This is a genomic window from Paenibacillus sp. FSL H8-0548, from assembly GCF_038630985.1.
Lineage (GTDB): Bacteria > Bacillota > Bacilli > Paenibacillales > Paenibacillaceae > Pristimantibacillus.
Genome location: NZ_CP152049.1, coordinates 4,322,237 through 4,341,190 on the forward strand (window position 1 = coordinate 4,322,237; position 18,954 = coordinate 4,341,190).

Annotated in this window: 25 protein-coding genes and 1 other annotated feature; of the genes, 9 read left to right on the top strand and 16 right to left on the bottom strand. The window is 45.2% G+C overall.

What is annotated here, in order from left to right:
• Positions 1–35 precede the first annotated feature (35 nt).
• From efp to MHI37_RS18850, 4 genes are all read right to left on the bottom strand, one after another.
• Complete coding sequence (gene efp / locus MHI37_RS18835; RefSeq protein ID WP_076336840.1) at positions 36–593, bottom strand: elongation factor P; 558 nt, start codon at positions 591–593, stop codon at positions 36–38.
• 28 nt (positions 594–621) lie between these two features.
• A complete protein-coding gene (locus MHI37_RS18840; RefSeq protein WP_076336839.1) occupies positions 622–1,695 on the bottom strand; it encodes a Xaa-Pro peptidase family protein in 1,074 nt (357 codons plus the stop codon).
• A 25-nt stretch (positions 1,696–1,720) separates the two neighbouring features.
• Positions 1,721–2,161 (bottom strand): type II 3-dehydroquinate dehydratase, encoded by a 441-nt coding sequence (gene aroQ, locus MHI37_RS18845; protein WP_076336838.1) that lies wholly within the window; start codon positions 2,159–2,161, stop codon positions 1,721–1,723.
• A gap of 92 nt (positions 2,162–2,253) precedes the next feature.
• On the bottom strand, positions 2,254–2,754 hold the full coding sequence (locus MHI37_RS18850) for a YqhR family membrane protein (protein ID WP_076336837.1): 501 nt from the start codon (positions 2,752–2,754) through the stop codon (positions 2,254–2,256).
• Between the two features lie 192 nt (positions 2,755–2,946).
• Between MHI37_RS18850 and MHI37_RS18855 the strand changes: the two genes are divergently transcribed.
• Positions 2,947–3,903, top strand: a complete 957-nt coding sequence (locus tag MHI37_RS18855) for a DUF1385 domain-containing protein (RefSeq protein ID WP_076336880.1) — start codon at positions 2,947–2,949, stop codon at positions 3,901–3,903.
• Positions 3,904–3,936: 33 nt separating this feature from the next.
• Positions 3,937–4,254 (top strand): hypothetical protein, encoded by a 318-nt coding sequence (locus MHI37_RS18860; protein ID WP_076336836.1) that lies wholly within the window; start codon positions 3,937–3,939, stop codon positions 4,252–4,254.
• A gap of 69 nt (positions 4,255–4,323) precedes the next feature.
• Here the strand turns inward: MHI37_RS18860 and mntR are convergent, their stop codons facing one another.
• Complete coding sequence (gene mntR, locus MHI37_RS18865; protein ID WP_076336879.1) at positions 4,324–4,746, bottom strand: transcriptional regulator MntR; 423 nt, start codon at positions 4,744–4,746, stop codon at positions 4,324–4,326.
• 213 nt (positions 4,747–4,959) lie between these two features.
• Between mntR and splB the strand changes: the two genes are divergently transcribed.
• A complete protein-coding gene (gene splB / locus MHI37_RS18870) occupies positions 4,960–6,027 on the top strand; it encodes a spore photoproduct lyase (RefSeq protein WP_076336835.1) in 1,068 nt (355 codons plus the stop codon).
• Positions 6,028–6,043: 16 nt separating this feature from the next.
• Here the strand turns inward: splB and MHI37_RS18875 are convergent, their stop codons facing one another.
• The 10 genes from MHI37_RS18875 to MHI37_RS18920 form a co-directional block, all read right to left on the bottom strand.
• The gene (locus tag MHI37_RS18875) at positions 6,044–6,757 is read right to left on the bottom strand and encodes a cytochrome c biogenesis protein CcdA (protein ID WP_076336834.1); all 714 of its coding nucleotides are present in this window, start codon (positions 6,755–6,757) and stop codon (positions 6,044–6,046) included.
• A gap of 21 nt (positions 6,758–6,778) precedes the next feature.
• On the bottom strand, positions 6,779–7,588 hold the full coding sequence (locus MHI37_RS18880) for a metal ABC transporter permease (RefSeq protein WP_076336833.1): 810 nt from the start codon (positions 7,586–7,588) through the stop codon (positions 6,779–6,781).
• Positions 7,572–8,396 (bottom strand): ABC transporter ATP-binding protein, encoded by an 825-nt coding sequence (locus MHI37_RS18885; protein WP_076336878.1) that lies wholly within the window; start codon positions 8,394–8,396, stop codon positions 7,572–7,574. Before MHI37_RS18885 ends, MHI37_RS18880 begins: the two co-directional genes overlap by 17 nt.
• Before the next feature lie 58 nt (positions 8,397–8,454).
• Positions 8,455–9,522, bottom strand: coding sequence for a zinc ABC transporter substrate-binding protein (locus MHI37_RS18890; RefSeq protein WP_076336832.1), 1,068 nt, complete (start codon positions 9,520–9,522; stop codon positions 8,455–8,457).
• Positions 9,523–9,704: 182 nt separating this feature from the next.
• Positions 9,705–11,702 carry a methionine--tRNA ligase gene (metG, locus tag MHI37_RS18895; protein WP_076336831.1) on the bottom strand — a complete coding sequence of 666 codons (1,998 nt, stop codon included), beginning with the start codon at positions 11,700–11,702 and terminating at the stop codon, positions 9,705–9,707.
• A 58-nt stretch (positions 11,703–11,760) separates the two neighbouring features.
• Positions 11,761–12,046: a binding site (T-box leader), on the bottom strand.
• A 70-nt stretch (positions 12,047–12,116) separates the two neighbouring features.
• Complete coding sequence (gene yidD, locus MHI37_RS18900; RefSeq protein ID WP_256710516.1) at positions 12,117–12,368, bottom strand: membrane protein insertion efficiency factor YidD; 252 nt, start codon at positions 12,366–12,368, stop codon at positions 12,117–12,119.
• Entirely contained in the window at positions 12,368–12,805 is a 438-nt protein-coding gene (locus MHI37_RS18905; protein WP_076336830.1) for a Fur family transcriptional regulator, read from the bottom strand. The genes yidD and MHI37_RS18905 overlap by 1 nt, the downstream gene beginning before the upstream one ends.
• Before the next feature lie 74 nt (positions 12,806–12,879).
• A complete protein-coding gene (locus MHI37_RS18910) occupies positions 12,880–13,104 on the bottom strand; it encodes a hypothetical protein (RefSeq protein ID WP_076336829.1) in 225 nt (74 codons plus the stop codon).
• Between the two features lie 35 nt (positions 13,105–13,139).
• On the bottom strand, positions 13,140–13,340 hold the full coding sequence (locus MHI37_RS18915) for a hypothetical protein (protein WP_076336828.1): 201 nt from the start codon (positions 13,338–13,340) through the stop codon (positions 13,140–13,142).
• A 151-nt stretch (positions 13,341–13,491) separates the two neighbouring features.
• Positions 13,492–13,917: an Hsp20/alpha crystallin family protein gene (locus MHI37_RS18920; protein WP_076336876.1), complete on the bottom strand. Its 426-nt coding sequence runs from the start codon at positions 13,915–13,917 to the stop codon at positions 13,492–13,494.
• A 151-nt stretch (positions 13,918–14,068) separates the two neighbouring features.
• Here MHI37_RS18920 and MHI37_RS18925 point away from each other — a divergent pair, with 151 nt between their 5' ends.
• The 5 genes from MHI37_RS18925 to MHI37_RS18945 are packed head-to-tail and all read left to right on the top strand — an operon-like array spanning position 14,069 to position 15,862.
• Positions 14,069–14,296, top strand: coding sequence for a spore germination protein (locus tag MHI37_RS18925; RefSeq protein ID WP_076336827.1), 228 nt, complete (start codon positions 14,069–14,071; stop codon positions 14,294–14,296).
• Positions 14,293–14,496 (top strand): spore germination protein GerPB, encoded by a 204-nt coding sequence (locus tag MHI37_RS18930; RefSeq protein ID WP_076336826.1) that lies wholly within the window; start codon positions 14,293–14,295, stop codon positions 14,494–14,496. The genes MHI37_RS18925 and MHI37_RS18930 overlap by 4 nt, the downstream gene beginning before the upstream one ends.
• A 39-nt stretch (positions 14,497–14,535) precedes the next feature.
• The gene (gerPC, locus tag MHI37_RS18935; RefSeq protein ID WP_076336825.1) at positions 14,536–15,204 is read left to right on the top strand and encodes a spore germination protein GerPC; all 669 of its coding nucleotides are present in this window, start codon (positions 14,536–14,538) and stop codon (positions 15,202–15,204) included.
• 1 nt (position 15,205) lies between these two features.
• Entirely contained in the window at positions 15,206–15,415 is a 210-nt protein-coding gene (locus tag MHI37_RS18940) for a hypothetical protein (RefSeq protein ID WP_076336824.1), read from the top strand.
• Positions 15,416–15,418: 3 nt separating this feature from the next.
• Positions 15,419–15,862: a spore germination protein GerPE gene (locus MHI37_RS18945; protein WP_076336823.1), complete on the top strand. Its 444-nt coding sequence runs from the start codon at positions 15,419–15,421 to the stop codon at positions 15,860–15,862.
• Positions 15,863–15,886: 24 nt separating this feature from the next.
• Here MHI37_RS18945 and MHI37_RS18950 read toward each other — a convergent pair whose 3' ends face one another.
• Positions 15,887–16,984, bottom strand: coding sequence for a YeiH family protein (locus MHI37_RS18950; RefSeq protein ID WP_256710515.1), 1,098 nt, complete (start codon positions 16,982–16,984; stop codon positions 15,887–15,889).
• Positions 16,985–17,086: 102 nt separating this feature from the next.
• Between MHI37_RS18950 and MHI37_RS18955 the strand changes: the two genes are divergently transcribed.
• On the top strand, positions 17,087–18,952 hold the full coding sequence (locus MHI37_RS18955; protein WP_256710514.1) for a prenyltransferase/squalene oxidase repeat-containing protein: 1,866 nt from the start codon (positions 17,087–17,089) through the stop codon (positions 18,950–18,952).
• Positions 18,953–18,954 lie beyond the last annotated feature (2 nt).

Genomic DNA, 18,954 nt, shown 5'->3' on the forward strand with positions numbered 1-18,954 from the left:
GTCCGATTTGCTTCGGACGGTTAATCACGCTGCTGCTAAGCGCGCGAGATGTATTTGCCTTCGCGAGTATCAACCAGCAAAACATCGCCTTCGTTAATGAATAGTGGAACTTGTACATTAAGGCCTGTTTCAACCTTAGCCATTTTAGTTGCGCCTTGAGCCGTATTGCCTTTAACGCCTGGTTCGGTTTCAACAACTTTAAGCTCAACGCTGTTTTGCATTTGAATACCAAGGATTTCTCCTTGGTAGCTGGAGATGTTTACGTTCATGTTTTCTTTCAGGAAGTTAAGCTCCCACTCGAGCTGCTTCTTCTCCAAGTTGAATTGGTCAAAAGTCTCATTGTCCATGAATGTGTATTCGGAGCCGGAATTATACAAATATTGTACCTCACGGTTTTCGATAATTGCGCGGCCAATGCTCTCGCCCGCACGGAATGTTTTTTCAACAACGTTGCCGTTGCGAAGGTTTTTCAGCTTAGAGCGAACAAATGCCGCGCCTTTGCCTGGTTTTACGTGTTGAAAGTCAAGAACTGAGAAAATATCGGTGTCTACTTGTACGGTTAAGCCTGTTTTAAAATCGTTTACTGAAATCATCACTGATTCCCTCCTGAATGAATAGTCCTTATCCCAGAGTGATTAATTCCTTCGGGGAAGAGGTTAATATTTTAATACCGGTTTCCGTAATAACGATATCATCCTCAATGCGTACGCCGCCGAAGCCTGGTACGTAAATGCCGGGTTCAACCGTAACCGTCATGCCGGGGGTTAAAATCGATTCGCTTAGCTTTGATAATCTTGGCGCTTCATGAATTTCCATACCTAGCCCATGTCCAGTACCATGTCCAAACAAATCGCCATAGCCGTATTTTGTAATGATGTCACGAGTTAACGCATCTGCTTCGCGACCAGTCATGCCCGGCTTAATATGCTCAAGAGCATGTAGTTGGGACTCCAGTACAATATTGTAAATTTCAAGATGCTTGGCTGTTGGCGTTCCAACAATGACAGTCCGAGTCAAATCGGAGCAGTAACCGTTATAGTAGGCACCAAAATCAAGCTTTACAAATTCATTGTTGCCGATAATACGATCACTAGCTACCCCATGCGGCAAAGCGGAACGTTCGCCAGAAGCCACAATGGTATCGAAGGAAGATGACGTCGCTCCATGGCTGCGCATATAAACTTCCATTTCGAGCGCAATATCCGTTTCTCTCATTCCCGTACGGATGATATTCAGAATATGCGTAAAGGTATTATCCGCAAGATCAGCGGCCTCCTGCATAATTTGCAGTTCAGCCTCATCCTTAATCAAGCGAAGCTTCTCCACTAATCCTGAAGCAGGCTCTAGTGTAATGCCCTTCAGCGTTTTTGACCACGCTGTAAACTCACTGTACACGACATGGTCCTGTTCAAAAGCCAGCTTCGTCAGCTTCCTTTGACTTAGTAGCTCCTGCACATTCTCCAGCGGGTTTGGCCCGTGCTCGATAATTTGAAAGCCGACAGCCTGCTGAGGAGCTTGCGTACGATAACGAAAATCCGTAAGCAAATAGCTTTCGCTTAGTGTAATCAGTACCATGCCTGAAGAACCTGTGAAGCCGCTAATGTAGCGTCGATTATGTTCGCTCCCGATTAATATCGCTTCAAAGCGATGTTCTTCCATCAACTGCCGAAGACGCTTTACTCTATCGTTTGGCATAACCGCTTCACCCTTTCTTCCTTTATTACGATTTTTGCAAATGATTCACGAGCGCTGTAAGACCCAGCTCATAGCTTTGAGAGCCAAAACCGGCGATCTGGCCGACTGCAATTGCAGCGATGACAGATGTATGTCGGAACTCTTCTCGTTTGTGAATATTCGACATATGCACCTCGACAATCGGCAGCCCTACGGTGCTGAGAGCATCGCGCAGCGCGTAGCTGTAATGCGTCCATGCGCCAGGATTAATAACGATACCATCGGCCTTTCCATATGCACTATGTATTCGATCAATCATATCGCCTTCATGATTCGTTTGGAAAAACTCCAGCGATACGCCTAACGCCTCCGCTTTTGAGCGTAAGAGCGACTCAATGAACGCGAGTGTTTCTGTCCCATATACGCCAGGCTCACGAATGCCTAGCATGTTAAGGTTTGGTCCGTTCAAAATAATAATATTGTGCATGAATGCACCTCCCAAGCAACCGAATCCTTTACAGGTTCAAAGATCATTAGCCATTTTACCACAAATATAAGTCGCTTGAGAAGCAGAACAGTTTACAGTATTTTTATCGGCTCTCTTGAAGCCTCATCCGTAAACTCAAAGGCAATAGAATAACCAATAAATACACCCCACAATAGAAAGACGCAAAATTCAGTATAAATCGTATTCCAGCCCACTTTGCTGATGACCTCCATAATGCCCAGCATAGGTCCAACCGCAATAAATAAAATTGCCCACCATACAGCCCCATACAAGACTCCCGGCCATGGTCCTCGCAATCGGCCTAACGTGAATTTGTATAGCAGTGCGGCTACAATCGAAAGAATAATAAAAAATCCAATACCTACAACTGATCCCCACGCCGTCTTTAGAAAAGAGACTTTAAAGAATGGATCGGCTGCAAAACCAGGCATGACCTTCGTGAAATTCATTTCATAAAATAACCATCTTACGCATCCCCATATCAAGCCAGCAAAAAAACCAATCTTTATCGAATAGAGCCAAGCATTCGTATGATGATTCTCATACTCATTTTTCTGTTTGTTATTTGCCATTTGCTATGCCTCCGCTCCAAAAAATCTATTTTCTTGCTTAGTATGTCAAAAAAAACTGTTCCATAACCGCATAGCCTAGGAGCTGTTATTGGCAATTGGCCTATAGATCAAGTACAATAGACTTACAAAGTTATAGGTACATTCGTCTGGTTGATTAAAGGCGATATTCCACTCAAGGAAGGTGACAAGCACTTGCCGCAAGACTCCCGAAGCATATATGGCGGACAAGCGGTTATTGAAGGCGTAATGTTTGCTGGCAAACACGTTAACGTAACAGCGGTCCGTCGAAAAAATGATGAAATCGTTTTTTATGAGGTGCCACGTACGAGCAAGAACTGGGTACAGGCGTTGAAGAAAATTCCACTGGTTCGAGGCGTTGTAGGCATTTTGGAATCAAGCGCCAAAGGCTCACAGCATTTAAACTTCTCTATGGAAGCTTATTCAGAGGATGAAGCTGATGATGAGAAACAAAAGGCAGAACCTTCTGCACCCGTGAAAGAAGAAAAAAAACCCGGCTGGAGCCTCAGCATGGTGGTTGGCGTAGCAGTAGCCGGCGTTCTTTCGTTTATTTTTGGGAAGCTGATCTTTACAGCTGCTCCGGCCGCACTTGAAGAATTGTTATTCTCTGGGGTATTTGAGAACAAGATCGGTCATAACTTATTAGAAGGACTTATCAAAATCATTTTGCTGCTCGCTTATTTATACTTCATCTCCATGACACCGCTAATTAAGCGGTTGTTCCAATATCATGGTGCTGAGCATAAAGTAATAAGTGCTTACGAAGCAGGCGTGGATCTAACGGTGAAAAATGTTCAAAAATACAGCCGTCTCCACTATCGCTGCGGCTCCAGCTTTATCGTATTTACAGTTATCGTCGGCGTCGTCATCTATTCACTCCCATTCTTTACATGGGACTCGATATGGGAACGCGTATACATTCGCATACTTCTGCTTCCACTCGTGCTCGGCGTTTCTTATGAAGTGCTTCGTTGGACCAATGCGCTCCGTGAAGTACCTGTTCTGCGCTACCTCGGTTTCCCTGGCCTTTGGCTTCAACTGCTTACAACCAAAGAGCCGCGCGACGAACAAGTAGCCGTTTCTATCGCTTCCTTCAATCGCATGCTCGAGCTGGATCGTCAAATGAAATAAATGTTGTCATCAATTAGGAAAGGCGGCCTTACAATGAGCAGACTACCGAGCAAATGGAATGTATGGTCAATATCATTATTGGCACTACTGGTGATCGGTATTTTTTATCACGTCATCCAAAGACCACTCAGTTTTATCATTCCAATTGTGGTACTTGGCGGTATCTTCCTGCTTTATAAGTACCCGCCTTCTTTCATAAGAGGGAATAGCTCGCAGCAAGGAAGGACCTATGTTAAACAAAGCCGAACTGCCGCTTCCCGAACAAAACCAAAAAAGCCGCGCTCTAAAACAGTACCCTTTCGTGTCATTGAAGGCGGCAAGGAAGACGATGATTTACCTAAATATCATTAACAGATAAGAAAAAGGTCAGTGCCGCTAAGGCACTGACCTTTTTCTTTGTTTGTTGCTATACTTTATGTACTACTCACTTTCCATTTCCGAACGAACAGCACGAAGCTCGTCCATTCTTTGAGAATCACGCTTGAAATACTCAACCAATGTCTCAATGCATGTTATGGAATCCCAGCTCAAATGATGCTCGATGCCTTCGACATCCTGATAAATATTTTCGTCTTGTACGCCGATCGTCGTTAAAAACGATTCAAGCAGCTGATGGCGGTCAACTAGCCTTTTCCCCATCTTCTTGCCTTTATTGGTCAGGACAAGCCCGCGATACTTCTCGTAAATCAAGTAGTTATCTTTGTCCAGCTTCTGAATCATTTTTGTAACGGAGGAAGGATGAACCTCTAATCCTTCTGCGATGTCCGAAACTCGTGCGTATCCTTTTTCATCAATGAGCTTATAAATTCTTTCCAAGTAGTCTTCCATGCTCGGTGTCGGCACTGAAGAACCCCCTAACCAAACTTCTTCACCTTGTTTCAAAGGCGTTATTTTTATAATCATACACTGTTCGCTCCGTTCACTGCAACCTGTACACATTTCTTAATTGGATTTACATTAAGCATATTGTACTTCAACTTACCTGTTTGAGCAGCGGTTCCTTTCCATACAATAAAGGAATAGCACCACTTGAATGATCAATAGGAGGAATATCTGATGAGTACAGCCCTGCTTGATCGAGTCAAAATAGACCGAACTACCCTCTCCTTCGTCCCTGAGCTTGTTTATTTTGAGCCTTCCTCGCTCGATTATCCAAAAGGACAGCGAATTTTTGAATGGGTCAAGAAGGAAGGCATTCCTTATCGCATGACGACCTCACACAATCGGATAACCAACTTGCCTGGAGATTCTGAGCTTGAGAAATATAAAATTGCCAAGCGCACGCTCGTTGTAGGTATTCGTAAAACTTTAAAATTCGATACGTCCAAGCCTTCTGCCGAATACGCCATTCCCATCGCAACTGGCTGCATGGCTCACTGTCATTATTGTTATTTACAAACGACCTTGGGCGCTAAGCCTTATATTCGAGTATACGTCAATATTGATGATATTCTTGATGCGGCGCAAGGATATATTGACGAAAGGCAGCCAGAAATTACCCGCTTTGAAGCAGCATGTACCTCAGACCCCGTCGGACTAGAACCCATTTCCGGGAGCCTGCGTGAGCTTATCGAATTTTTTGGCAAACAAGAGCACGGACGACTTCGGTTTGTTACCAAATTTCATCATGTCGATTCTTTTCTGGACGCTCAACACAATGGTCATACCCGGATTCGCTTCAGTGTCAATGACAAATATGTCATTAAACATTTCGAGCCTGCAACCTCCAAATTTGAGCAACGAATTGAGGCCGCCTCCAAGGCAGCTAGGGCGGGTTATCCAATTGGCTTCATTATTGCCCCGATTATATGGCATGAAGGCTGGGAGAACGGCTATGAAGAGCTGATTTCATCACTTGCAGAGGCACTCCCTCACGATGTGACGAAGGATCTTACATTCGAGCTTATTCAGCATCGTTTTACGAAAACCGCTAAAGCCGTCATTGAAAAACGTTATCCGCGAACGAAGCTCGAAATGGATATCGAAAAAAGAAAATATAAATGGGGCCGCTGGGGACAAGGAAAATATGTTTACCCCGATGAGCAAGCAAATGCGCTCCGCATGTTTATCTCGGAGCGCATCTTTGAACATTTTCCCGAAGCCAAAATTGAATATTTCACCTAAGCAGCATTATGCACCTTTAGAACGCAAGCCATTCAGGCGTTATCATATTAAGCCAAATGGTAATTTTGGTCATTTGATCGGTAAATAATAAAATACCCATAAGAATCATGACGGCTCCGCCAACTTTCATAACTGTAGCGGAATATTTCAAAATCCATCTAGCTGTCCCTAGAAAAAAGGCGAGAACAAAAAACGGAATGGCAAACCCAAGCGCATAAGCGGTCGTTAGTTTAAACCAGGTGCCGGGCTCAGATGCAGCAAGTCCTAATATCGCCGTCAAAGCAGGCCCCATACAAGGGGTCCAGCCAGCTGAGAAGCCGATTCCAAAAACGAATGAGCTTATGTAGTTCGCTTTTTTCGGAATTAGATTTATTCTTCTTTCCTTCATCAGCAGTTGAGGCTGGAATAATCCAATTAAAAAGAGTCCCATCAAAATAATTAAAATAGCAGAAAGCTGCCGAATCAGCTGGCGGTATTCACTAAAAAATTCAGCAAACAGATTCGTTCCGTAGCCTAACGCATAATAGACGGTACAGAAGCCTAAAATAAAAAACAGCGTATGCGACATCGTGCGCATACGTTTTTGTTTTGCATTCGAATTCCCTTTTAAGTCCGCCACTGATATACCTGTTATATAGGATAAATAAGAGGGATACAGGGGCAAACAGCATGGCGAGATGAACGATGCAAATCCAGCTCCGAAAGCCAGCCAAATATTGATGTCTGACAAATCATTACACCCCAATCTGGATTAACTGCCAGCGCGTACGCCGCGTTTGAACACCAACAGCAATAACAAAACCACAATAAGCAGCAATACGATCGTACCGCCTGGTGCTAAATTCCATACTCCTGCAATTAGCAAACCCGCAACGACAACCAGCTCTCCGATAACCACTACCGTAATGACGCTCTGACGGAAGCTTCGGGCAATAACTAGACTGCATGCAGCAGGTATCGTAAGCAAAGCCGACACCAGCAATGCTCCTACTATTTTTATAGATACGCTAATAATTAATGCAGTAAGCACGCTTATCATAACATTATAAAATTTGACGGGCAAGCCGCTTACAGCTGCAGCATCCTCGTCAAACGTAATCAAGAAAAGCTCCTTAACCTGCAAACGTATCGCAACGAGTACAATGATCGTAACCCCGCCAATCACATACAGATCTGTATTATTGAGCGTGTAGATGCTCCCAAACAAATAACTGTTCACATTATTATTGAAGCCCTTTCCCATCGTAAACAACAGGGAAGCAAGTGCTACTCCGCCAGACATAATAATGGCAATGGACAGCTCTGCATAAGATTTATAGGCTTTGCGAAGCTTCTCAATCGCAAATGAGGCGGCTATAGCAAAGACCAAGCCCATCGCAATCGGATATACACCAATCAAAAAACCGAGCGCTACGCCAGCGATCGAGACATGAGCTAGGGTGTCCCCGATCATCGAGAGTCTGCGCAGCACAAGAAATAAGCCCATTAGCGGGGCAGTTACGCCAATAAGCAGCCCGCCAATAAGAGCTCGTTGAAAAAATTCACTAGTTACGATCTCCAACCAAAACGACCTCTTTCCTGCTCTCCATTTGCTCCCTTAACCCTTTCAAGCTGTGGGCTAAGTCGTTCTCCACACAATCCTGAGTCTCATGTGAATGTTTAATATGAAATTTTAACTTTCCATTTGCTGATGCCGGCTCTTGTCCTAAATAAGAACGGATCATTTCCAAATCATGCGAAACCATCAGAAAGGTTATGTTGTGATGCTGATGCATATGCTTAATCATGTGGAAAAAGCTTTCCTGCGTTTCGGTATCGATCCCCACAGTAGGCTCATCCAATATAAGCAGCGACGGATTATTGATCATGGCTCTTGCCAAAAAGACACGCTGCTGTTGTCCGCCAGATAGCTGGCCAATGCGTTTGCCCTCCAAATCCTCAATACCCATCGCATGAAGTGCATCCTCACATTTTTTGTAATCAGCCTTATTCATTTTCTTAAACATTTTGTTCCGCCCATAGAGCCCTGATAGAACCACTTCCCTCACGGTAGCAGGAAATAACGGATTAAGCGAATTTTTTTGCGGAACATATCCGATACGTTCCCATTGCTTAAAATGATCGACTTTCTCTCCAAACAAACGAATTGTACCGCTTGTCGGCTTTAGTAAACCAACGATCATCCGCAGCAGCGTCGTTTTTCCAGCCCCATTCGTACCGATTAAGCCAATGAAGTCACGTTCCTTCACCCCAAAGCTAAGATTTGAAATGACAGTCTGCTGTTGAAAAGAAAAGGAGACGTTCTCCAATGAGATAACCTCTTGATGGCAGCTTGCGTCAACATTTATAATTCGATTTGATTGCGCCATACTCTCTCTCCTTACAGCAATATGGAGCTGATCCAGCTCCATAGGCTTGCCTTTTGTTCTATTGTAAAGCTTGCACAAGATTTTGCAAGTTCCGTTCCATTAAAGTCAAATAGGTTTCTCCTGCTTTTTCTTGATCCGGCGTTAAGCCTTCAAGCGGATTAAGCACCATCGTCTCAACATCCGCTTCACTCGCAAGCGTCTTAGCAAGCTGATCCGATACTAATTCTTCGAAGAAAATATATTTAATATTATTTTCTTTCACATACTTTGAAATTTTGAGCAAATCCTGAGCACGCGGCTCAGCATCGGGGCTAAGACCCATAATCGATATTTGTTTCAAGCCATAATCACGTGCCAAGTAACCAAATGCTTGATGTGAGGTTACAATGTTTTTATTTGATGTTTGAGCAAGCTTAGCTGTATAGTCTGCATCAATAGCTTCAATCTTCAATAATAGGGCATTATAGTTTTTCTCGTAGTCTGCTTGGTTGGCGCTATCCACATCAATTAAGCTGTTTTTCACATTCTCCGCCAGTTTCAATGCTGATTTTGGACTCACCCACGTATGTGGATCTACTGCGCCGTGGTCATGCTCCTCATCATGAGCCTCTTCATCAGCATGGTCATCCTCATGCTCGTGCTCGTGTTCTTCCGCATCCGTATGCTCATGCTCATCCTCTGAGCCTTCAATTAACGAAATGCCATCACTAATTTCTTTTGTTATCACTGTGCTGTCTTTAGACAGCCCCTTAAGAAAGCCTTCTACCCAGCCTTCAAGTCCTGCACCATGATACAAGAACAACTGAGCCTTTGACGCAGTGCTTAAATCGCGACTCTTAGGTGTCCAATCATGCGGCTCCACGCCTGCAGCTACTAAATTATCAACATTCACATGGTCTCCACCGATCTCCGATGCGAGAAAATAAAGCGGATAAAAGCTGGTAACGATGCTAATTTGGTTTTCCTTCGATTGATCCGATGCAGCAGTATTATTCGATGTATTCACAGCATCCGAAGAGGATGCGCCGCCGTTCGCGTTATTCCCACAAGCTGCTGCAAACAGAAGCATTGCAGTTAATAGCAGGCTAAGCGATATAAATCGTTTGGAAAAGTTCAGATCTTTCATTTAAGTTTCTCTCCATTCTCTACTCTAAGTCTTTATCGTAATCGTTATTATTACGTTTTGTATTATACGACTTAAAGAAACAGACTGTCAACCCTATCAAACAACAAAAATAAAGACGCCCCGGAAGTGGTATGGCTTCCAGAGCATCGTTTATTCATTCCTATTTGAATTTTTGCTGACTTTTATTTTACAGCTGCACCATTTGGCATATCATCTGGGACGGTAGCGAGTGTTAATTGGTCGCCGTGCGACGCCGCAAGAATCATTCCCTGCGACCATTCACCGCGCAGCTTAACCGGCTTAAGGTTCGTTACACAAATAACCTTCCGGCCTACCATTTGCTCTGGCGTATAAAACTTAGCGATGCCTGAGACAACCTGACGCTGCTCATAACCAAGATCAAGCTGAAGCTTAAGCAGCTTATCGCCTTTGTGAACTGGCTCTGCGGCAATCACCTGCGCCACGCGAAGCTCGACCTTGGCAAAATCATCAATTGCAATCTCTGCCTTTGCCTCCACTGGCGTCTGCTGTTCTGCAGATACAGCATTCCCTGATGCTGTATCTGCAGCCTGCTCAGCTGCCTCCTGCTTCACACCGCCACTCATCGCTGCAGCAATGAAGGCAGCTTCTTCTGCAGTGTCAAGACGCGGGAATATCGGGTTCCCTTTGCTTACCTTGGTGCCGCCTGGCAGTGATCCAAATTGTTTTGTGCTCTCCCATGATGTCAGCTCACCTGGCTCAAGACCGAGCTGCTTCCACATTTCGCGCGGTGAATGCGTCAAGAATGGCTGCAACAAGATCGAGACGATACGCAGCGATTCAGCCAAATGATACATCACGGATGCAAGCTCTCCACTTTTTGATTCATCCTTAGCTAGTGTCCACGGCTGTGTTTCATCGATATATTTGTTCGTGCGGCTTACTAATTGCCACAGAGCAGCAAGCGCCACCGAAAACTCCATATTCTCCAGCGCTGCTTCCACCTGCGAAATCGTTTCGCCAGCAAGCTTCTGCAGCGAATCATCGAATGCGGTGACACTTCCTGCAAAAGTCGGAATTTCGCCATCAAAATATTTATCGATCATAGCGACCGTCCGATTTAGCAGATTGCCAAGATCGTTGGCTAGATCAAAGTTAATCCGCTCGATAAAGTTTTCAGGCGTAAACGCCCCATCTGAACCGAATGGCACTTCTCTCAATAAATAGTAGCGAAGTGAATCAAGGCCATAACGCTCAATCAGCATAACCGGATCCACGACCGTGCCTTTTGATTTCGACATTTTACCTTCCTTCGTCAATAGCCAGCCGTGCGCAAATACTTTTTTAGGAAGCGGAAGGTCTAGCGCCATTAACATGATCGGCCAATAAATCGTATGGAACCTTACAATCTCCTTCCCTACCAAATGAACATCGGCAGGCCAGAAATCTTGGAATTTTTTATCTTCGCCTTCATTGCCATAACCGAGTGCTGTAATATAGTTGGACAATGCATCAATCCATACATATATAACATGCTTCGGATCGCCCGGCACCTTAATGCCCCAATCAAATGTCGTACGAGATACAGCCAAATCCTCAAGTCCTGGTTTAATGAAATTATTGATCATTTCGTTCTTGCGTGATTCCGGCTGAATAAAGTCCGGGTGATCTTCATAATATTGCAGCAGACGATCTGCGTATTTGCTCATGCGGAAGAAGTAGCTTTCCTCCTTCACCAGCTCGACGGGCCTGCCACAGTCCGGACATTTGCCATCTACAAGCTGACGCTCTAGGAAAAAGGATTCACAAGGCGTACAATACCAGCCCTCATAGCTGCTCTTGTAAATGTCATCCTGCGCCATAAACTGGGCAAATATTTTTTCAACAATCCGTTTATGGCGATCCTCGGTCGTCCGAATGAAATCATCATTGGAAACCTCCAGCTTTGCCCACAGGTCCTTAATTCCTACGACGATATCGTCAATAAACTGCTGCGGTGATTGATCCTTTTCCTTCGCTCTGCGCTCAATCTTCTGGCCATGCTCATCTGTTCCTGTCAAATACCATACATCGTAGCCGCGTAGGCGCTTATAGCGCGCCATCGCATCCCCTGCCACAGTCGTATAGGCGTGACCGATATGCAGCTTATCACTCGGATAATAAATAGGCGTTGTAATATAAAACGTATTTTTCTTCGTCATTGGAACTCCCCCTATTTCAACTTTTTTACAGTAAAAAAACGCAAAAAACTCCCGTCCATCATGGGACGAGAGTTGTAACTCACGCGGTACCACCCAAATTTCAATCGCGAAGACGCCCAGGTGAAATCGACTCTTCGAGAAAGCTTCGTGTGCCGCCTTCATGGCGGCTATGCCGTTAACGCTAGCAAAGCGTCGCTCCCTTACTCAGCTTTGTTCCACAAGCTGCAGCTTGAAAGCGAATCCTCCCGGACCATTTTCCAATCGTGTCCTTTACCGGCTTCCAGCAACTATCCCGGCTCTCTGTAAAAGGCATCCTATTGTACTTATCCGTTCCTCGGAAATATGGTGAAATTTAGTAATCAGTTTACCCTGTATAAATCAAAATATACCGAAATAATGGTGCTTCTGTCAAGGTCATTCTGTCTTGCCACCTGATACAGGCGGAACGGGATCATAGCCCCCCGCATTAAAAGGATGACAGCGTGCAATTCGTTTAGCCGCTAGCCATGTTCCTTTGGCAGCACCATGCTTCTCGATTGCTTCCAGAGCGTACATCGAGCAGGTTGGATAGAAGCGACAGGAAGGCGGGATCAAGGGCGATATCACTTTGCGATAAAAATGGATCGGCGCTTGCGTTACTCTTCGCATGACTCGCTTGTTAGACATTAGGCCTTGCTTGCCGCCGGCTCATCCTGCACGCATTCCTTGCAATAGCCGAACACCTCGAATTTGTGCTTAACGACTTTGAAATCCTCCGGAACCAACGTTTGCTCCATCGGACAAAAAATAATCGGATAGGTTTTTCCGCATTGCAAGCAAATCATATGGTGATGGTGATCGTTCTCTTTGCAATGAAGCTTAAACTTGCCGCCATCCTCAAAAATAACCTGCTCCAGCACGCCCAGCTCTTCCATCACTCGTAAATTGCGATAAACCGTATCAAAGCTTAGACCTGTGTAAGATTTTCCCATATATTCATAGACTTCCTTAGGAGCAAGGTAGCCCTGTGTCTCCGAGAATAGCTTTGCAAGCGTCTTCCTCTGATCTGTAATTCGTAAGCCTTGACTTGACATGCGTCGTATAATGTCTTCCATTGTATGCATATGTCGAACCTCCGAACTAAAAATTGTCTATCTCCATAATGACGAAAAAAAAAGCTCTCGTCAATGAGAGCTGCTTAACCATTTAATTTCATGTTGATCATAAAGCTGGCTGACATAGCTACGAACAACACGATACTGAGTACGCCAATAAGCTTTCGGCGATTATTTAGCCGCGTAATAAGCCCTTTATCGCTCGATTGTCTCCTCGTTTCCATGTAAGAGCGGTGCATAAACATATAGGTTATAACAGAAACAACAAACAGCATATTAACGAAAAACCATATGATTGTCCAGGTCAAGCGAATACCTCCGGTTGTGTGCAGCTATAAAAATACTATAGATACCATTTGTTTAGTATGACCATAAAAACGACGAAGCTGATGATCGCACCGGCGAAGGAAAACCAGCCTGCACGAAATTTTTGCTGAAACATGCGCAAAATCCCAAAGCTGAGCAATCCGAAAATAAGCAAGATAAACACGATACCGAGTATGAATAACGAAGCAGAAACACTGCTTACATCGACTAGTGACACCGAACACACTCCCTTTTTAACAAATATGTATATGTTCACTAGACATTATAAGGGATTGCGGAGCTATTTGCCAGCAGCAATCCCTGTCGATTTCGTGACAAAAAAAGCACATACCTTCCGATTATGTGCTCTCAGTAAGAAACAGGCAGCATTACCATCGCACAATCGCCTCATGGAATGTACGATTGGTGGGTCTTTTCTGAAGCTTCACCTGTAAAACGTTGTCCTTCACAAGTGTTTTGCTCACACGCGGCTTCACCAGCTTCGGCAACTTGATTGTCTCTATTTTACCTCCCGGCAAACCTTCAAGCCGCAGCCGATCCTCACGAACAAATAATCGTAGCTGCTCTTTCTCAAAGCCCTTCGGTAAATTTATTTTCACATGAATAAAATGGCGAGTCTCCGAAAAGGTGGCTGAGCCTCCTCCAATCATCACGCCTGCTGCTTCAGGCAGCGCTTTAGTCATCATTTTACGCACATATTGCTCTACCCAATCCGGCTCACGCAGCAGCTCAAAGCCTTTCGGCAGCTGCTGCCTCTCCATCCATTTTTCCATATCATCCCATTTGGATGCCACAAGCAAACACCTGCCTTCCAGCACTCCTACCAACATATGCGCCTAGCCTCAAGCTGGATACTTCTCTACCGGGAACCTCTGGGCGAATGCAGCATAAGATATGTTACGCACAACCAATCCACAAAAAAGCTCATAAAGAAGGAGGATGCTTATGCCAGCAGTCGTAGGTTTTGTCAAAATAGTTAGCACTGGCTCTGGATCCATCGTACAGTTCGGTGATGCGCTTGAGATTTCTCCGAACAGCACTTCCAAAACGTATGCAGGGTCTGGCTCATTCCTAACAGGCAGCTTAACCAATTCTAATAATGCTGTCAGTGCTACAAACTCCATTGATCCGGACGTTCAGGATAGCTCGAATAATGATGTGAGTGCGATATGAATATAACGATTCATCAGCAAATTACCATTCATCAGCTTCGAGTAGATAGTGTCGCCAATAGTTCAGTGCTTCAAGTCGGCAGCGCCGGATCGATTCGTTCGCTTTCTCAGCTGTATAATACTGGTGGGTTTGCAGGTCCCGCGCCTCAGCTTGGCGAAGAAAATCCACTTTCCTTCGTCCCTCTGCCAAATCCCACCTAAAGGGGCTCATGCTCCGATTACAAGAAGGAGGGCAGTCATATGCAGCAGCAAAACCCACTTTCCCCTTGGCAGACGTGGTCGCTTGAAGTACAACATAAGCTCAAAGAGCAGCAAGAGCAGCTTGAAGCACTTGAGGCAAAGGTCGCCGCTTTATGCGAGCAGATGAAGCAGCTTGAAGCGCGTCCTACTTACAATATCGAAAGCATAGAATATCATTTTGACCAATTGAAGGTTGAGAAGCTCGACGGTACGCTTAACATTGGGATGACTACTCCAGGCAGCGGTGATGATTCATTCCCCGGCAACATCGACCAGCTTTCGGTACCGAAGCAGGAGACGTTCCCATCTGCCGGACCATCCATTCCACCTCCGAACCCGATATACCAGGAGGTTTATACAGAAATGAACGGTTATTTGGATACGAAAGCACCCGATCAGCTGCTCAGCTACGAGAATGAGCTTTGTATACCATTAGATCCGTATCACAGGAAAATTATTATTGAGGATATACGAAAGCAGGTACCTAGCCGCATTCAATATTATATGCAGCAAACTGCAAATGAAAGAGGGAAACAATCAGCTCCTAACGATTCAGCAGCGATCGTGTCTAATATCCTTGCAAAAACAACGAGGGATGCCGATTCAGCACTTCTCGCTTACATGCAGCGTCTGCAAACTGGTAAGCCCCGATCAGGAGGAATGATGTAAAATGCTTCAGTTCAACGTATATAATTATCAGCTAAGTGTTGGGCAAATTGATATATTAGGTGTCTCGAGCGCCTCCATGCTGCAAGTCGGGGACACCGATTGTGTATCCTTATACTCTATGTTCGATACGCCGCCAGAGTCCGTCATCGTAGGCCCCATGGCCCCTTTTCCGCTGCCTGAAGGCTCAGAGGGCATGATTGGAGAATCGTAATCAATGATGGATTCATACGATCAACAGCCATTCGATGGTTATCCCATTCGAACATCAAATGTCGGCTTTGTTCTTATTATCAGCGCATCACAGTCTGCGATCGTTCAATTTGGCGATCGTGCTGAAACGGATGCTAAGCTTCGCGCTCTTGCGCTTCAGAGACAAGAGGATCATTTAACTGCGGGCAATGTCTTTTTCGAGTCTTATCCATTATTTAGTCGCCCTCTTCCAGCATTAAATGATCCTGATTTCGATAACGGACAGGTGCTCCAGCTTAATCGAACGAACATCTATCCAAATATTAACGTCGGATATATTCACGTCATCGCAGCCAGCTCATCGGCAAGCATACAAGTCGGCAACGGCATGTGCTTGAGAGGTGAATCCCGCATTAAGCATATTCGCCAATATCCACGCCCGAAACCATTTCCGCCTATCGGTTGTTAAGTGGACTTTATTGGTTCTCGATCATTAGTTCAATTGAAAGACATGAATAAGAAAGAAACCAAGCCCCGTCAGCAGAAGCGATCCGATCAGCGCTGCGATAAAAGGTTTTTTTCCTAGTTTTCTAAAAATGACCAAATCAACGCCAAGACCCAGACCAGCCATAGCCATCGCTATCAGAAAGTATGCAGCTGCGATCAGTTGTCCTGTCAAATGCTCTGGGAGAATACCAGTCGTGTTGATTCCGCTCATTACCAGAAAGCCAAAAATAAACCATGGAATAGGCAAAGCTTTTAATTGCAGCCTTTTTGCTTGCTTAGCATTACGTCCATTCCATATGCCAATAATGATCGCGACTGGAACGAGCAGCGCTACACGCGACATTTTGACAATGACAGCTAAATCAATCGCTTCTTGTCCGCCAGGTGCTGCTGCAGCAATAACATGTGCAACCTCATGCAGCGTGGCGCCTGCAAATATGCCATAACCCGCATCGCTTAAATGCAGTATTGGATATAGAACCGTATAGGCGAGTGTGAAAATCGTTCCAAGAATCGCGACCGTTGTCGCACTGATTGCTGCTTCATTATCGTTTGCTTTCATCGCAGGCGCAATCGCGACTACCGCTGCGGCACCGCATATAGCAGTTCCACAGGCAGTCAGCATCCCGAGCCTTTTATCTATTTTCATCCATTTGCTTATCCCGTAAACGACAACAATCGTAAAAGCAATATTGATTGCCGCAATTGCAAATACTTTCGGTCCCGCATGCCAAAGATTATTTAAATTCACACGCAATCCTAATAAAATAATACCGAATCGCAGCAGTCTTTTACTCGAAAAAGCAATACCCTCTGCAGCTTGCTCTGAAACGCCTGTCCACGCTTTAAATGCGATGCCAAGTAAAATCGCTACGACCAGCTGCCCCATGATTTGAAAAAATGGAAGTGTGGCGATCAGTTTAGCGGCGATTGCGATAAGCAGGGTTAGAGCTAAACCATAAATAAAGCCCCATCCTCTTATAGATGGATAAATTGTAATATTTTTATTAATCAAGCTTCTCACCTCTGTGTTATGAACAATCTGGTTGCTCTTCATGCCTTCACTATAGAGCCTGTCCAACACAATGTGAAATTCCTTTTTACTATCGTTTTCATCAGTATTACTTATGGTTGAATTTTTCTATATAAATAGTGCAACTACAGTTGCAAAGGATGAATGTTTCCCATGGAGATGGATCGAATTCGTGCAAAACTGACTAATATGACCGCAGATCTGCTTAAGCAGCAGTCGCAGGACGGCGCATGGCGATTATGCTTAGACTCTGGGACGATGACAGACAGCTATCTTATTATTTTGCTGCGCCTGCTAGAGCGGCCAGATGAGCAATTGATTCATAGCCTTGCAGCGCGAATAGCGTCCAAACAAGAGTCGAATGGGGCTTGGCGGCTGTATCCGGACGAAGCCGACGGAAATTTAGAGGCGACAGCCGAAGCTTATTTTGCGTTGCTGTATGCGAGATATTATGCACAAGAGGACCCTCGCATGCTGCTTGCCAAACAATTTATTTTAAGCCGCGGAGGACTGGGGGAAGCTAGAAACTTATTTACCCAAGTTATTTTCGCTGCTACCGGTCAAGCAGAATGGCCTAAAATGCTGCGTATTCCACTTGAAGCTTTTTTCTCTGATCTTGGGATCGGACTTGATCTCTTCTCACTCTCCGGCCATGCACGTGTACATCTTGTACCCATCTTAATTATGTCGAACAAGCAATTTGTCAGAAAAACAGCCTTAATGCCACAGCTATCCTATTTATTTGTTGGAGACTCCCAATCCTTTAATAATGATTCAACATGGATATCTGCCTTGAACGGATTTATCGCAACGCTGCCGTTATCCAGTCTGCTTCCAGCTGTTTCACAAAACGCCGAACAACGAGCCGAGTCATTTATGTTTGACCGACTTGAGCCTAACGGCACGCTGCTTACGTTCTCTACGGCGACAATTCTAATGATTTTATCCTTGCTGCAGCTAGGTTATTCTCCCGAATCTCCAACGATAAACCGTTTGTTGTCAGGCATTATATCCTTAATGTGTTTAGATCGGCCGCATCTTCAGGTCTGCTCCTCTGAGGTATGGGATACAGCGATGCTAAGCTACGCCTTGCGTGAAGCAGACCTCCCGCCTGCATCACATGCCTTAAAGATGGCGGGGAGCTATCTCATGCCGCGGCAGCAAACCCTGCTAGGTGATTGGGCGATAAGACTGCCTAATACGCCAGCAGGCGGCTGGGGCTTCTCTGACGTCGATACGCTGTATCCAGATGTTGATGACAGCGTTGCAGCGCTTCGTGCCTTGCGTCCCTATATATCATCAACTGAAGGGTTATCCGCCAATTGGCAAAGAGGATTAAACTGGATACTCTCCATGCGCAACGACGATGGCGGTTGGCCTGCCTTTGAACGGCAAGGACAGACATTGCCAGCAAGCTTCTTTACCTTTGAAGGGTCTGCTGACATCTCTACCGACCCTTCAACCGTAGACCTTTCAAGTCGTGTTCTTGGCTTTCTAGGCAATGAGCTGGGCATGTCAATTGGACATCAATGGCTTGATCAAAGTGTCCACTGGGTATTATCTCAGCAAAACAGAGATGGCAGCTGGTATGGGCGATGGGGAATTTCATATATCCATGGCACCAGTGCTGCCATTCAAGGAATGACGGCAGTAGGCGTGTCCAGTGATCACCCTGCCATCAAAAAAGGCGTGAAGTGGCTGCTGGACATTCAGAACGAGGATGGAGGCTGGGGTGAATCCTGTCTTAGCGATAAAGTAAAGCACTATGTGCCCCTTCATGCGAGTACGCCTTCTCAAACCGCATGGGCGCTTGACGCGCTCCTAGCAGCAAATGAGAAGCCCAATGCAGCTATTGAACGAGGCGTAGATGCTTTGCTCCGATCACTTGAGCAACGAGATTGGACGTATACCTACCCCACGGGAGCCGCCTTGCCAGGCAGCTTGTATGTTCACTATCCTAGCAATAATTATATATGGCCTATGCTTACACTATCCGCTATTTTGAAGAAATATGGCTGATA